13 protein-coding genes and 1 tRNA gene are annotated in these 12,711 nt (G+C 65.2%); 9 read left to right on the forward strand and 5 right to left on the reverse strand.

All coding sequences use genetic code 11. From position 1 onward, the window contains the following. The first annotated feature begins 66 nt into the window (after positions 1-66). Genes IWX81_RS13390 through IWX81_RS13400 form a run of 3 tightly spaced genes read left to right on the forward strand, consistent with a single transcriptional unit; the run spans position 67 to position 2,118 of the window. Positions 67-693, forward strand: coding sequence for a MerR family transcriptional regulator (locus IWX81_RS13390; RefSeq protein WP_199281817.1), 627 nt, complete (start codon positions 67-69; stop codon positions 691-693). Then, positions 690-1,625 (forward strand): hypothetical protein, encoded by a 936-nt coding sequence (locus tag IWX81_RS13395; protein WP_199281818.1) that lies wholly within the window; start codon positions 690-692, stop codon positions 1,623-1,625. Before IWX81_RS13390 ends, IWX81_RS13395 begins: the two co-directional genes overlap by 4 nt. Beyond that, complete coding sequence (locus IWX81_RS13400; RefSeq protein WP_199281819.1) at positions 1,606-2,118, forward strand: GNAT family N-acetyltransferase; 513 nt, start codon at positions 1,606-1,608, stop codon at positions 2,116-2,118. Before IWX81_RS13395 ends, IWX81_RS13400 begins: the two co-directional genes overlap by 20 nt. 14 nt (positions 2,119-2,132) lie before the next feature. Here IWX81_RS13400 and IWX81_RS13405 read toward each other — a convergent pair whose 3' ends face one another. Both IWX81_RS13405 and IWX81_RS13410 read right to left on the reverse strand, forming a co-directional pair. After that, positions 2,133-2,753: a TetR/AcrR family transcriptional regulator gene (locus tag IWX81_RS13405; protein ID WP_199281820.1), complete on the reverse strand. Its 621-nt coding sequence runs from the start codon at positions 2,751-2,753 to the stop codon at positions 2,133-2,135. Positions 2,754-2,810: 57 nt separating this feature from the next. Next, entirely contained in the window at positions 2,811-3,452 is a 642-nt protein-coding gene (locus tag IWX81_RS13410) for an MBL fold metallo-hydrolase (protein ID WP_199281821.1), read from the reverse strand. 122 nt (positions 3,453-3,574) lie between these two features. Between IWX81_RS13410 and IWX81_RS13415 the strand changes: the two genes are divergently transcribed. From IWX81_RS13415 to IWX81_RS13425, 3 genes are all read left to right on the forward strand, one after another. Continuing rightward, complete coding sequence (locus IWX81_RS13415) at positions 3,575-4,495, forward strand: diacylglycerol/lipid kinase family protein (RefSeq protein WP_199281897.1); 921 nt, start codon at positions 3,575-3,577, stop codon at positions 4,493-4,495. Positions 4,496-4,563: 68 nt separating this feature from the next. Further along, positions 4,564-4,636, forward strand: a tRNA-Glu gene (locus IWX81_RS13420). Positions 4,637-4,848: 212 nt separating this feature from the next. After that, positions 4,849-6,231: an NAD-dependent succinate-semialdehyde dehydrogenase gene (locus IWX81_RS13425; protein ID WP_199281822.1), complete on the forward strand. Its 1,383-nt coding sequence runs from the start codon at positions 4,849-4,851 to the stop codon at positions 6,229-6,231. 21 nt (positions 6,232-6,252) lie between these two features. On the opposite strand, the gene IWX81_RS13430 is transcribed toward IWX81_RS13425, so the two are convergent. The 3 genes from IWX81_RS13430 to IWX81_RS13440 all read right to left on the reverse strand — a co-directional run bounded on the left by IWX81_RS13430 (position 6,253) and on the right by IWX81_RS13440 (position 9,934). Then, positions 6,253-7,389, reverse strand: coding sequence for a glycosyltransferase family 2 protein (locus IWX81_RS13430; RefSeq protein WP_334594225.1), 1,137 nt, complete (start codon positions 7,387-7,389; stop codon positions 6,253-6,255). After that, positions 7,389-8,447, reverse strand: coding sequence for a polysaccharide biosynthesis protein (locus IWX81_RS13435; RefSeq protein ID WP_199281823.1), 1,059 nt, complete (start codon positions 8,445-8,447; stop codon positions 7,389-7,391). The genes IWX81_RS13430 and IWX81_RS13435 overlap by 1 nt, the downstream gene beginning before the upstream one ends. A gap of 407 nt (positions 8,448-8,854) precedes the next feature. Further along, complete coding sequence (locus IWX81_RS13440; protein ID WP_199281824.1) at positions 8,855-9,934, reverse strand: Glu/Leu/Phe/Val dehydrogenase family protein; 1,080 nt, start codon at positions 9,932-9,934, stop codon at positions 8,855-8,857. A 151-nt stretch (positions 9,935-10,085) separates the two neighbouring features. On the opposite strand from IWX81_RS13440, the gene IWX81_RS13445 reads away from it, so the two are divergent. The 3 genes from IWX81_RS13445 to IWX81_RS13455 all read left to right on the forward strand — a co-directional run bounded on the left by IWX81_RS13445 (position 10,086) and on the right by IWX81_RS13455 (position 12,711). Continuing rightward, entirely contained in the window at positions 10,086-10,511 is a 426-nt protein-coding gene (locus IWX81_RS13445; protein WP_199281825.1) for a pyridoxamine 5'-phosphate oxidase family protein, read from the forward strand. A gap of 183 nt (positions 10,512-10,694) precedes the next feature. Then, positions 10,695-11,705, forward strand: coding sequence for a TerC family protein (locus IWX81_RS13450; RefSeq protein WP_199281826.1), 1,011 nt, complete (start codon positions 10,695-10,697; stop codon positions 11,703-11,705). A 124-nt stretch (positions 11,706-11,829) separates the two neighbouring features. After that, entirely contained in the window at positions 11,830-12,711 is an 882-nt protein-coding gene (locus IWX81_RS13455; protein ID WP_199281827.1) for a PP2C family protein-serine/threonine phosphatase, read from the forward strand.

Raw genomic sequence — 12,711 nt, forward strand, 5'->3', positions numbered from 1 at the left:
GGATGCCGTGACATTCGCTGCGCCGAAATATAGACAGTGACACTATCGATAGTTACACTATCGGCTATGAAGATGTCCGAATTGAGCGAATGCAGCGGCGTGAGCGTCGCATCGATCAAGTTCTACCAGCGGGAGGAACTCCTTCCCGAGGCGGAACGCACGAGCCCCAACCAGGCCCGGTACGACTCGAACCACGTCGACAGGCTGCGCCTCATCCGTGCGCTCGTCGACGTCGGGGGACTGTCCGTCGCCACCGTGCGCGAGGTGCTCGCCGCAGCCGAAGCCGACATTCCGCTGGACTGGGCGATGGGGGTCGCACAGCACGCCATCCCCGGCTCGGTCGAACTGCCGGTCGAGTCCACCCGCGGGGTTGCCGAGATCGACAGGGTCACCGAGGAGATGGGCTGGACGGTATCTGCCGACAATCCCGGCCGCGGCATGGCGGCGAGGGTGATCGACTCGTACGTGCAGCTCGACCACGAGGAGCTGCTGAGTGTGCTGCCCGCGTATTCGGCGGCCGCGGTCATGGTCGCCCGCACCGACCTCGCCTCCATCGCGCTTCAGCCCAGCCGATTGCGCGTGTCTGAGACCGTCGTGGTCGGAACAGTGCTCGGCGATTCCCTGTTTGCCGGGCTTCGTCGGATGGCGCAGGAAGACGAAGCGCACCGCCAGTACGCACCGGTGCAGGCATGACCGCGCACCGGCCACTGCTGTGGCTCGCAGCCGCGATGGCTGTGCTCTCCGTCGTCGCGATCATCGGCGTCGTTGTCGACCCCCGCGAGGTGCTCGGTGCGCCGGCCTGGGCCAAGCCGCTGAAGTTCGCGCTATCCATCGGCATCTATTCGCTGACGCTGTCGTGGCTCATCGGGCAGCTGACCAGGATGCGCAGGCTCGCCCGCATCGCCGGCACGGTCAGCGTCATCGGCCTGGTGATCGAGTCGGTCATCATCGTCGGCGCTGCGGCGACCGGTGACACGAGTCACTTCAACGTCTCCACCCCGCTTCACACCGTGCTGTGGTCGGTCATGGCCTTCTCGATCGTGGTGGTCTGGATGATGACCCTGATCGTCGGGGTCGCCCTGTTCCGCAATCCGCTGGGGGACCGTGCGAGAACCCTCGCGATCAGGGCGGGCGTGATCATCGCGCTCGTGGGTATGGGGCTCGCCTTCCTCATGACGGGACCGACCGCGCAACAGCTCGACGACTTCCAGGGCGTAGCCGGAGCCCACGCCGTCGGTGTCGCCGACGGTGGCCCCGGCCTGTTCCTGTTGGGCTGGAGCACGGTGGCAGGCGACCTGCGCATTCCGCACTTCGTCGGGATGCACGCCCTCCAGGTGCTCCCACTCTTCGTGATCGCCCTCGAGTTCCTGGCGCGCAGGATTCCACGGCTCGACTCCCCGCAGGTGCGCCTGCGGCTGGTGCGCGTGGCGGTCGTCGCGTACTCCGCCACGGTCGCCGTGCTGACCTGGCAGTCGCTGGCAGGCCAGTCGATCGTGAGCCCCGCCGGACCGATCCTCGCCGCCGGGCTGACCGTGGCCGCCGCGACAGTCGTGTCGGCAGTGGCCTCGGTGCTGGCGCCAGCCCGCGATGCGCGATTATGGGTGGATGCAGATCAGGCCCGCTGACGACTCCGACCTCGACGCCATACTCGAGATCCACAACCACGCCATCCGCGAGACGACCGCCATCTGGACAGAGGTGGAGGTCGGTCGGGAGGATCGCGAGCTGTGGCTGGCCGCGCGTCAGGCCGCCGGGCATCCTGTCATCGTCGCCGAGGTGGGTGGGGTGCTCGCCGGCTATGCGGCGTACGGCCCCTGGCGCGAGAAGTCGGGATATCGCCTGACCGTCGAGAACTCCGTGTACGTCGCGGGGGGCTTCCAGCGGCGGGGCGTGGCGATGGCGCTGATGGTGGAGCTGATCCGCCTGGCGAAGGAGCGCGGCATCCACGTCATGATCGCGGCGATCGATGCGGAGAACGCGGGGTCGATCGCTCTTCATCGGCGCCTCGGATTCGGTGAGCCGATGGTGGTCGCCGAGGTCGGGCTGAAGTTCGGCCGCTGGCTCGATCTCGCGTTCATGCGACTGCAGGTGTCACCCGATCAGCTGCCGCGCGACTGAGGCATCGGCTCGCGTCAGCGCAGCAGTGCGACGACGTCCCGGGCGAGGCCGACTGCCCGCTCGTGAATCTCGAGAACGGTCGTGGTGCTGCCGGCGGCGACCCACTCCCTGATCGCGGTGCGCACGGCCGAGCCGCAGAGTGCGACGATCGAATCCGCGAGCGGGGCCCGTGACTCCTCATCGGAGAAGCGAGGATCGTCGGCCATGAGGCTCCGGACGGCGACCGCGAGCCCGTCCATGATCCTGGTCATCTGTGCCATCTTGCGGCTGAAGAGCTCGGGGTATTCGCGGGCGATCTGCACGCGCACGGCATGCAGGGCAGCCGATCCCAGGGTGGGTGCCATGACGTCGAGCAGCACACCGACGATCGAGGAGATCAGGTCGCCTTCGCGGTGGTGCGCGCGCACCATCTCTTCGGTGACCTCGACGTTCTGGGTGCCGAGGATCGCGTCTTCCTTGCAGTCGAAGTAATTGAAGAATGTGCGTGGAGACACGTCAGCCGACTCGCTGATCGCGTCGATGGTGGCATGGTCGAGCCCATGCCGCAGCACGATGCCAGTGGCGGCCCGCTCCAGGTTGGCTCGAGTTTCCGCGCGTTTGCGATCGCGCAGGCCGAGAGCGGGAGGAGAACCCATAGTTCTATATTTGCACTGACTGCAAAAATGCGCAAATGCAGGATTGGCGAAGCCGACCTATAGGTCGAGTGACTGTCCTACGCCGAGCTGCACGTATTCGCCTCCACCGCGCTGTGTCGCAGCGTCGAGGCGCTCGCCGTTGATCGAGATGCCGATCTGTGAGAGCACAGCCTCGTGCACGGGGAATGCGCGACGCGGGGCGACGGCGAGGACGTAGTCGATAGCTTCGCTGACCTTGAGCCACGGGGCTCCGATGGGGACGGCGAGAGTGTCGACCGGAACGTTCGGCAGGGTCAACGAGTCACCGGCGTAGTAGAAGCTGTCGTCGATGAGTACCGCGACATTGTCGACGATCGGGATCGACTCGTGGATGACCGCATGCTTCTCCCCGATGAACTTCAGAGAGAACGGTCCGACCTGGAGCTCATCGCCGTTCTTGACCGTCTCGACGGTGAGGTCGTCGTCGGTGACAGCAGCCGCGACTCCACCCGGGCCGAGAATGCGCGCCCCGGGGTTCCGCTCGAGGATGCGCCGCAGGTGCTCGGGAGTCCAGTGATCGGCATGCTCGTGAGTGACGACGATGGCGACGACGCCTGTGACGTCATTGAGCGGAGTGGTGAACGCTCCGGGATCGATGATGATCGTCGAACCGCTCTTCTCAACGACCGTGCAGGCGTGCTCGTACTTCGTGATCTTCATGATCCGACACTATTACGAGCTTTCCGAGATCTCCCTCCCTGTACTGCGGGGCTGCCATGGGGTAGGCGCGTGCTACTGCACTGTGCTCCTGCACTGTGCTGCTGCATAATGACGAGGTGACGATGAAGCCGCTCCGCCTCGTAGTGGCGATCAACCCGACGGCGTCGTTCGGCAAGGGAAGCAGGGTCGGCCCGGCCGTCGTGCAGACCCTCCGGGCCATCGGTCACACCGTCACCAGCCTCCAGGAGCCCGATTTCGAGCAACTGATGGAGTCTGCCCGGCAGGCCATCGCGACCAGACCGGATGCGTTCATCGTGGTCGGCGGCGACGGCATGGTGAGCCTCGCCTCGAACCTGCTGGCGGGCTCGAAGGTTCCCCTCGGGATCGTGCCCTCCGGCACGGGCAACGACATGGCCCGCGGCCTGGGGATCCCGTTCGAGAACACCGAGGCCGCGATCAGGATGCTTGCCGATCTGTTGCAGGGGCCGCCGCGAACGATCGATGCCGGCCGCGTCGAGTATGTGGACGACGACACCGGGCAGGCGTCCACCCGCTGGTTCGCCGGCAGCCTGTCTGCCGGCTTCGATGCTGTCGTCAATGAACGCGCCAACCGGATGCGACATCCGAAGGGCGCGAGCCGCTACACGATCGCCATCGGACTGGAGCTGCTGAGGCTCAAGCCCATCCCGTATCGACTCGTGCTCGACGGCCGGCCGCTCGAGACCTCGGCGATGCTCGTGAGCGTCGGCAACAATGTGTCCCTCGGGGGCGGGATGAAGGTCACTCCCGACGCGAAGATCGACGACGGCATGCTCGACGTGCTGGTCGTGCAGCCGCTGTCGCGCATCCAGTTCCTGCGGATCTTCCCCAGGGTGTTCAAGGGCACGCACCTCAGCGACCCCAGGGTCGCCGTGCACCGCGTGAGGTCGATCCGGATCGAGTCCGCGGTCGCGGTCGTCTATGCGGACGGCGAGCGAATCGGCCCGGCCCCGGTCGATGTCACAGTAGTTCCGGGGGCGCTGAGGATCTTCGCGCCCGCCTGAAGGCCATGCACCTGCACGTTTTGGGAGTCACGCCCAACCTGTGGCATACTCTTGTAGTTGTGTGCTGCGGCCCCATCGTATAGCGGCCTAGTACGCTGCCCTCTCACGGCGGTAACACGGGTTCGAATCCCGTTGGGGTCACAACTGCCCGGTTCTCTTGCCCGTCAAGAGAGCCGGGCTCTTTTATTTCCCGAGTGCAGGTTCATTTCCCGGGTGAAGGTTCATTTCCCGGGTGACGGCGGCAGTCCGGAGTGGACTCAGCGCCCGTACGCCACTAGCTTCGATCTTGACGGCCTCGCCCTCGGATTACAGGGTGATCGCCGTCGGATCTCACATATCGAAGGAGCTATCGCATGAGCAACTACGCCGTCATCAATCCCGCCACAGGCGAGACGCTGAGCGAATACCCGGAGATCACGGATTCCGCCCTCGACGATGCCGTCGGTTCGGCCCATGCCGCCTATGCGGAGTGGTCGCGCAATGCCCCTGTCGCGGCCAGGGCCGCGCTGGTCGCACGGGTCGCCGAGTTGCACACAGAGCGCCGTGACCAGCTCGCCGACATCATCGTGCGGGAGATGGGCAAGCCCCTCGACCAGGCGTTCGGTGAGGTGGATTTCGCGGCCGCGATCTACCAGTACTACGCAGACAACGGTGCGGCGTTCCTCGCGGATGAGCCGATCGAACTCGCCGATGGCGGTGGATCGGCGTTCATCCGCCGGGCCGGCCTCGGGGTGCTGCTCGGCATCATGCCGTGGAACTTCCCTTACTACCAGGTGGCCAGGTTCGCCGGCCCGAACGTGGTCGCGGGCAACACGATCCTGCTCAAGCACGCTCCGCAGTGCCCGGAATCCGCCGCAGCGATCGCGCAGATCTTCGACGATGCCGCCGCAGAGCTCGGCGCCCACACCGGCGTCTACGTCAACATCTACGCCTCGAACGACCAGATCGCCACGGTCATTGCCGACCCGCGTCTCCAGGGCGTCTCCGTCACGGGTTCAGAGCGCGCCGGCGCCGCGGTGGCCGAGCTCGCGGGCAGGCACCTGAAGAAGGTCGTGCTCGAACTCGGGGGCTCAGACCCGTTCATCCTGCTCTCGACCAACGACCTCGATGCCGCGGTTCAGGATGCCGTCAACGCACGGCTCGACAACAACGGGCAGTCCTGCAACGGCGCCAAGCGATTCATCGTTATCGACTCGCTCTACGACCAGTTCGCTGCGAAGTTCACCGAGGTATTCACGGCGGCACAGCCCGGCGATCCGATGGTCGATGGCACGCTGCTCGGGCCGCTCGCGTCGGCGGCAGCGACCGAACGACTCGATGAGCAACTCGCCAGGGCCGTCGAGCAGGGCGCTACGGTGCTTGCGAGCGGAACGACGAGCGGAAACTTCTTCCCGCCCGCCGTGCTGGCCGATGTCACGCCGGAGATGGACGCGTATCACGAGGAGTTCTTCGGCCCGGTCGCAGCCCTGTACAGGGTGTCGAGCGAGGAGGAGGCCGTGACGCTCGCCAACGACACGCCATACGGGCTCGGCTCCTACGTCTACACGACCGACCAGGAGCAGGCACTGCGCATGGCCGACGCGATGGACGCGGGGATGGTCTGGATCAACCTCGTGCTGGGCGACTCGGCTGAGCTGCCCTTCGGCGGGGTCAAGCGCTCGGGTTCCGGCCGCGAGATGGGCCGGTTCGCGCTCGAGGAGTTCATCAACAAGAAGCTCATCCGCATCGCGGGGTAGCGGGGTCTGGGTCGGCCGGCATCAGTTGAGGGATGATGCGGGCACCTTCCCCTTCGGTCGGATGATGCCGAAGTTCTTCTCCGGAATGGCCATCACGAAGTACCAGACGATGCCGACTGGCGCGACGATGAGACTCGTGAACAGCGAGTAGAGCGGCAGGAGCAGCAGCCATCTGTTGCGATGCTCCCAGTGCAGCCAGATCACGGCGCAGACGTAGAGCACTCCGACGGCGATGATGGTCGTGGTCGCAGTGGAGATGGCCCACCAGCGCAGGGAGAACATCGCGATCGTCACGATCCCTCCGTACGCCCAGAGAAACGGGTGCTTCAGGAAGTAGCGGAAGTTCGCGACGAACAGCCTGAACTCCCCGCCAGACCAGGCCAGCCGTTGTCGCCACCACGCCTTCCAGGTGTCGGGGACGTCGGTGTTGACCTCGAACGGAATGTGGCAGACCCGGTAGCCGAGTTGCTCGGCGAGCAGTCCGGTCTCGACGTCGTTGCCCTGGAAGAACAGCGAGTGGCGCAGCATGATGGCCCTCATCGCGTCACTCGTGCCAGCGTGGCAGGCTCCGCTCACCAGCCAGGGCACGACGAACCGCATCCTCATCGACTGGCGGTATTCGTGTCGCTGGAACTGCACCATCGATCGCCCGTGGGTCTGGGGCACGAGTCGGATCGACGCGAGTTCGGCATCCCGTCGCGCGAGTTCGCCGACGAGCAGCCACAGCGGCTGCGGTGTGGTCGTGTCGGCGTCGAGGCAGACCACGTACTTCAACGTCACCGCGTGCACTAGCGCATCGCGCACGATCCGATCGCGGATCGTCCCCCCGGTCAGCCGCTTGCCTCCGGCCATCGGTGGGCGATGCGGGCTCCGATACACGGTGAACTTGTAACGAGCCGCTATCGCATCGAGTTCGGTGTAGAACTCATCCGATTCCCCTGAGGTGGTGCACAGGATGACCCGACCAGCATGCGGCGCGAGATACTCCGCATTGGTCAGATACCGCGCGCTCCCGTAGATGGGAACGAGGATCTGGAAATCGTCCCGCCAGGTCTCGGTGCGCAGCCCTTCTTTGCTCAACCGGCGCTCGCGAATGCTGCCGACCAGGTCCACCGCCATCCAGAGGAGGGGGAAGACCAGCATGGCCAGCCATTCCATCAGGCGATGGCCACAGCTTTGCTGAACTCGAGGGCCTCACGGATGATTGCTGCAGGTGCTCCTTCCGCGACTAATTCGCGCAGTTCCGCGACCACCCGCGTGGTGTCGACACTCTCGATATTCGCTGACAGGATGCGCGGATGAGCGGTAGGGGACTGATCCTCCTCCGATTCGAAGCAGGTCTCCTGCATCTTCTCGCCGTCGCGCAGGCCGGTGTACACGATGTGGGGATCGGCGCTGCCGGAGATCCGCACGTATTCCTTGACCAGATCGACGATCCTGATCGAGGTTCCCATGTCGAGTACGAACACGTCGCCGCCCTCAGCCAGGCGTGAGGATTCGATGACAAGGCCTGCGGCCTCGGGGATCGTCATGAAGAATCGGGAGACATCTTTATGGGTGATCTGGATCGGGATGCCCTGGCTGATCTGCCACATCAGCGTCGGAAGGAACGAGCCCCTGCTTCCGAGCACGTTGCCGAAGCGCACGCTCGAGATCACTGTGGCGTCGGTCGAATAGCTGGCAGCGACCTGCTCTGCGAGCTTTTTCGACCACCCGAGCGCCGACGTGGGCGACGCGGCCTTATCTGTGCTGATGTTGACGACCCGACTGACACCGTTGGTGACGGCGGCACGTACGACCGATTCCGTTCCGAACACGTTGGTCTTCGCGGCGGCGTCCGGGAATCGCTCGAGCAAGGGGAGGTGCTTATGGGCGGCGGCGTGGAAGATCACGTCGGGGGCATTGGCGCGGACGACCCGATCCATGAGCGACTCGTCGCGGATGTCCGCGAGGATGTAGTCGTCGTCGTCGAGGAGGGCGCGACCCTCCATGCCGAGCTGGAGGCTGTACAGGGCGAACTCGTCGGTGTCGACGTTGCAGACGCGAGCGGCGCCCAGCGCCTTCGCTTGCAGAACGAGTTCAGAGCCTATGGAGCCGCCTGCGCCCGTCACCATGACGATTTTGCCCCGGATGAGTTCGCGGGCTTCAGCGCCGTAGACGGGGTCTGTGGAATTGCCCAGGAGTAATTCGGGTCGAAAATGTGCAGGGAGTGACATCGGGTTTACGTCCAGTTTCTTCGCTATCGGGCACGCGGAAGTAGGCGCCGGGGCGCCGCCATGCGTCGGCGGGTAAGGCCGGATGATGCAACCGCGGGGTAAGCGCGGTGATGGCCGATCGTGTCCTGGGAGAAAGTCACTGACCGCTGCTGCATCGGGGGATGGGTGGTCCACCGAAGGGTAATGGGATTGCGGGTAGGCGGGGGAACCTGTCGATCGGTGCCGGGTATTGTGTACCCCGCGAGCCGCTTCTCGGTCCCCTCTTCTGTGGACAGGCTATTGCGACATCCGGGCACGCCGGAATACCCCATTCCGGGTGGGGTTAAGGGGCGGGTTAACCCGACGGAATCTCAGTGAAATTCAGGCGAGGCGAAACTCTGGCTAAGGGAAATTCAGACGAGGCGAATTCAGACGAGGCGGGCTTCGGCCAGGCGCTCGGCCGCGTCCAGTGTCGTGATGCCCTCGGAGACCGACTCCCGGAAGATCGTGGCGACGGTGTCGCCGATCGCCTCCACCCGCAGGCTGATGGCGCTGGCGTCGGCGTCGGGTTGCGTCGCCATGTCGAGGTAGATCACGCCGCCGCCGTTGACGACGAAGTCCGGCGCCCACAGGATTCCCCGCCCGGCCAGCTCTGCAGCCCCGTGACGGTACGCGAGCTGGTTGTTCGCCGCACCGACGACACCGCCGACCTTCAGCTCCGCGATCACCTGGGGGTTGAGGGCACCGCCGAGCCCGCACGGCACGAAGAGGTCGGCTTCGACCCGATGGGCCTCATCGGCATCCACCCACGCGGCACCGATCTCGGTGGCGAGCAGCCTGCGGTCGAGGTTGACGTCGCTGACGGTCAGCACGGCACCGGCCGCGGCGAGAGCCCGAGCGAGCCGGCCGCCCACCTGGCCGAGTCCCGAGATCACGATATGGCGGCCCCGGACGTCGCGGGAGCCGAACAGGGCGTCGCAGGTGGCGAGGATGCTGGCGTAGACGCCGGCGGATGTCGCGTCAGCCGGTTCCCCGACGCCGCCCTGGTCGGCGGGCAGCCCGCAGACATGCTCGGTGCGCTCGGCCACGATGGCCATCAGCTCTGCGCTCGTACCGACATCCTCCGCCGTCATGTATGCGCCGTTGAGGCTTTCGATCGCATCGCCGAGATCGAGCATCGCATCGCGCTTCTCGTCTGCAGTGAGGGTCACACCCATGGGCAGATGGATGACCGATTTTCCCCCACCGCGGTGAAGGCCGGCGGCGGAATTCTTGAGGGTCATGGCGGCCGAGAGCCGGAGGGCGTCGGCGACGGCATCCGTCCAGTGCGGATAGTTCCACATGCGTGCCCCGCCGAGAGCCTGGCCCAGAACTGTCGAATGCACGGCCACGGTGATGACCAGTCCCGATCGCCTGCCGGTCGAGATGAGCACTTTTTCGTGGCCGAACTCGGCGTTGGCGATAAAGGACGGTGCGGCATGCAGCGTCGTCGGTGGGTGCAGTGTCATGACATTCTCCTGAGTCCTGGCCTTGTGGGCGCAACAGTAATGAGGGGTGAAACGGGGCGCGAGGGTGTGCGCCCGAGGTCAGCGTAGCGGCTGGACCGGCCCCCGTCACCCCGCGCCCCCAGCGATGCCCGCGGCGGGTTATTGTCGGAAGATGAGCCTTGATGCGCAGGATGCCGCTACCGACCGCTTCCTGAGCCCGGAGGGGCTCCAGTTCGCCACCGACTACCATCTCGCCACCCTGTCCACGCTGGCCGACGACGGCACCATCCACTCCGTGCCAGTCGGTTTCACCTATGCGGACGGCATCGCCAGGGTGATCACGGGTGGGGGCACCCAGAAGGTGCTGAATGCCCAGCGGGGCGGCATCGCGACCATCAGCCAGGTGGATCGCGCGAGGTGGCTGACCGTGAGCGGAACCGTGAGCATCCACGATGATGCAGAGACCGTCGCTGACGCGGTCGAACGCTATGCGGCCCGATACCGGCAACCGAGAGTCAATCCGCTGCGGGTGGCCATGGTCGTCACGGTGAACCGCGCGATGGGTTCCACCGGGATGCTGGTGCCGACGCAGCAGTAGTGCCCGTCAGCGCGCAGTAAGCTGAAGGCTGCGAAGGGGAGTATCCCACCTCGCTGAGCTCGTCAACACGGTGCGCGTCGTCGCTCGCCCGGGCCAGCGGCATCCATCCCACCTCACGGTGCTGACGGCTGCGGGAGAGACTTTCGGCTATCGCCCTGCCCGCTTCTCCCTGAACGGAAGTACATGGAAGCCTCTCTTCCCGTCTGGTTCGAGATCACCTCATACGTGGTGCTGCTCTCGATCCTCGCGTTCGACCTCATTCTCGCCTACCGTCGGCCGCACGTGCCGTCGACGAAAGAGTCGGCGATCTGGGTGAGCATCTATGTGGGGCTCGCGCTGGTGTTCGCACTGCTCATGCTGTGGCAGGGATCAGTCGACCACGCCGCAGAATTCATCGCGGGGTGGGTGACGGAGTACAGCCTCAGCATCGACAACCTGTTCGTGTTCGTCATCATCATGGCGCGCTTCTCCGTGCCCCGGAAGTACCAGCAGGAAGTGCTGATGGTCGGCATCCTGATCGCGCTCGTGCTGCGCGGACTGTTCATTCTGGCGGGCGCCGCGCTCATCGAGAACTTCAGCTTCATCTTCTACATCTTCGGATTGTTCCTCGTCTACACGGCGATCCAGCAGGCGCGACAGAAGCACGACGACATGGAAGAACAGGAAAACGCCGTCATCCGCCTCCTCCGTCGGCGGATCCCTATTTCCGACAACTACGAGGGTGCGAAACTGCGCACCACGATCGACGGCACCCGCGTATTCACGCCGATCCTCGTGGTCTTCGTCGCCCTGGGCATCACCGACCTCGTGTTCGCGCTCGACTCGATCCCGGCGATCTTCGGAATCACGACAGATCCGTTCATCGTGTTCACCGCGAACATCTTCGCGCTCATGGGGTTGCGCCAGCTCTACTTCCTGCTCGGCGACCTGATCGACAAGCTCGAGTACCTGCACTACGGCATCGCGTTCATCCTCGCCTTCATCGGCGTGAAGCTGTTCTTCCACGCCCTGCACGAGAACGAACTGCCGTTCATCAACGGCGGGGAGCATGTCGAGTGGGCTCCCGAGATCTCGACGTGGGCGTCGCTCGCGGTCATCCTCTCCGCGATGACGATCTCCGTGGTCGCGAGCCTGATCAAGATCCGTATCGACAAGAACCGCGAGAGCAGGGTGACCGAGTCGGCCGACCGTTGACGAACCGCCGCGCTCGCGCATGGGGAGTTCTGCCCATGCCGCGGGTGCCGAGTTTCTGTCGGTAATTGGTACCGTGTAGTGACCTGCGTCTCAAGGATTGCGCCGGGGAGCGGGGGAGAGCGGGATGTCGGTCGAAATCAGTCGCGAATTCGCGCTGCCCGACGCCACGGTGCGATTCCGCTTCTCTGGGCATACCGACCGTGGTGCCGTGAGGCGCATCAACGAAGACAGCTTCCTCATGTCGGCCCCGCTGTTCGTGATCGCGGACGGCATGGGTGGTCATGCCTTCGGTGATCGCGCCAGTCAGGCGGCCATCGCCGTGTTCGCCGATGCACTCGTCGAGGGGGCTCCCGCAAGCGCCACCGCGATCCTCGAGACCGTGAAGCGCGCCAACGATGCCGTGCTCGAACTCTCGGTCGGCGACGATTCCCTGTCGGGCACAACGCTCACGGGCGTGGCCTTCGTCGACCTCGACTCCGCGGGGAACTACCACTGGATGGCGTTCAACGTCGGGGACTCCCGTTCGTACCGCTGGGACGGTCGCACGCTCACCCAGTTGAGCGTCGACCACTCTGCCGTACAGGAGCTCGTGGATTCGGGCGTGCTGTCGAAGGCCGAGGCAGAGCGGCATCCTCAGCGCAATGTGATCACGAGGGCGCTCGGAGCTGACGACACCGTCGACGCCGACATCTGGCTGCTGCCCGCCCGCGCGAGACAGGCCTTCCTGCTGTGTTCGGATGGGCTGAGCAAAGAACTCAGCGACGATGAGATCGCCAGGATCATCGTGTTCCACGACGCCGAACAGCTCCGGGAGACGGACAACCTGCCGCTGTCGCTCGCCGAGCGGCTCGTCAACGCGGCGATCGCCGCCGGTGGCTCAGACAATGTGACGGTGGTGATTGTCGAATCCGACATCGTCGGAGTCGGCTCCCAGCACTCCGACGACGATACGCTCGACCGGGGCGCCCTGTCGGGGCAACTCGAAGACACCAGGCCGAGGGGCTGA

The organism is Salinibacterium sp. CAN_S4, from assembly GCF_015752305.1.
GTDB lineage: Bacteria > Actinomycetota > Actinomycetes > Actinomycetales > Microbacteriaceae > Rhodoglobus.

Coding starts and splice junctions, on each gene's coding strand:
- IWX81_RS13390 (WP_199281817.1), top strand. CDS start 67: ATGAAGATGTCCGAATTGAGCGAATGCAGCGGCGTGAGCGTCGCATCG.
- IWX81_RS13395 (WP_199281818.1), top strand. CDS start 690: ATGACCGCGCACCGGCCACTGCTGTGGCTCGCAGCCGCGATGGCTGTG.
- IWX81_RS13400 (WP_199281819.1), top strand. CDS start 1,606: ATGCAGATCAGGCCCGCTGACGACTCCGACCTCGACGCCATACTCGAG.
- IWX81_RS13405 (WP_199281820.1), bottom strand. CDS start 2,753: ATGGGTTCTCCTCCCGCTCTCGGCCTGCGCGATCGCAAACGCGCGGAA.
- IWX81_RS13410 (WP_199281821.1), bottom strand. CDS start 3,452: ATGAAGATCACGAAGTACGAGCACGCCTGCACGGTCGTTGAGAAGAGC.
- IWX81_RS13415 (WP_199281897.1), top strand. CDS start 3,575: ATGAAGCCGCTCCGCCTCGTAGTGGCGATCAACCCGACGGCGTCGTTC.
- IWX81_RS13425 (WP_199281822.1), top strand. CDS start 4,849: ATGAGCAACTACGCCGTCATCAATCCCGCCACAGGCGAGACGCTGAGC.
- IWX81_RS13430 (WP_334594225.1), bottom strand. CDS start 7,389: ATGGAATGGCTGGCCATGCTGGTCTTCCCCCTCCTCTGGATGGCGGTG.
- IWX81_RS13435 (WP_199281823.1), bottom strand. CDS start 8,447: ATGTCACTCCCTGCACATTTTCGACCCGAATTACTCCTGGGCAATTCC.
- IWX81_RS13440 (WP_199281824.1), bottom strand. CDS start 9,934: ATGACACTGCACCCACCGACGACGCTGCATGCCGCACCGTCCTTTATC.
- IWX81_RS13445 (WP_199281825.1), top strand. CDS start 10,086: ATGAGCCTTGATGCGCAGGATGCCGCTACCGACCGCTTCCTGAGCCCG.
- IWX81_RS13450 (WP_199281826.1), top strand. CDS start 10,695: ATGGAAGCCTCTCTTCCCGTCTGGTTCGAGATCACCTCATACGTGGTG.
- IWX81_RS13455 (WP_199281827.1), top strand. CDS start 11,830: ATGTCGGTCGAAATCAGTCGCGAATTCGCGCTGCCCGACGCCACGGTG.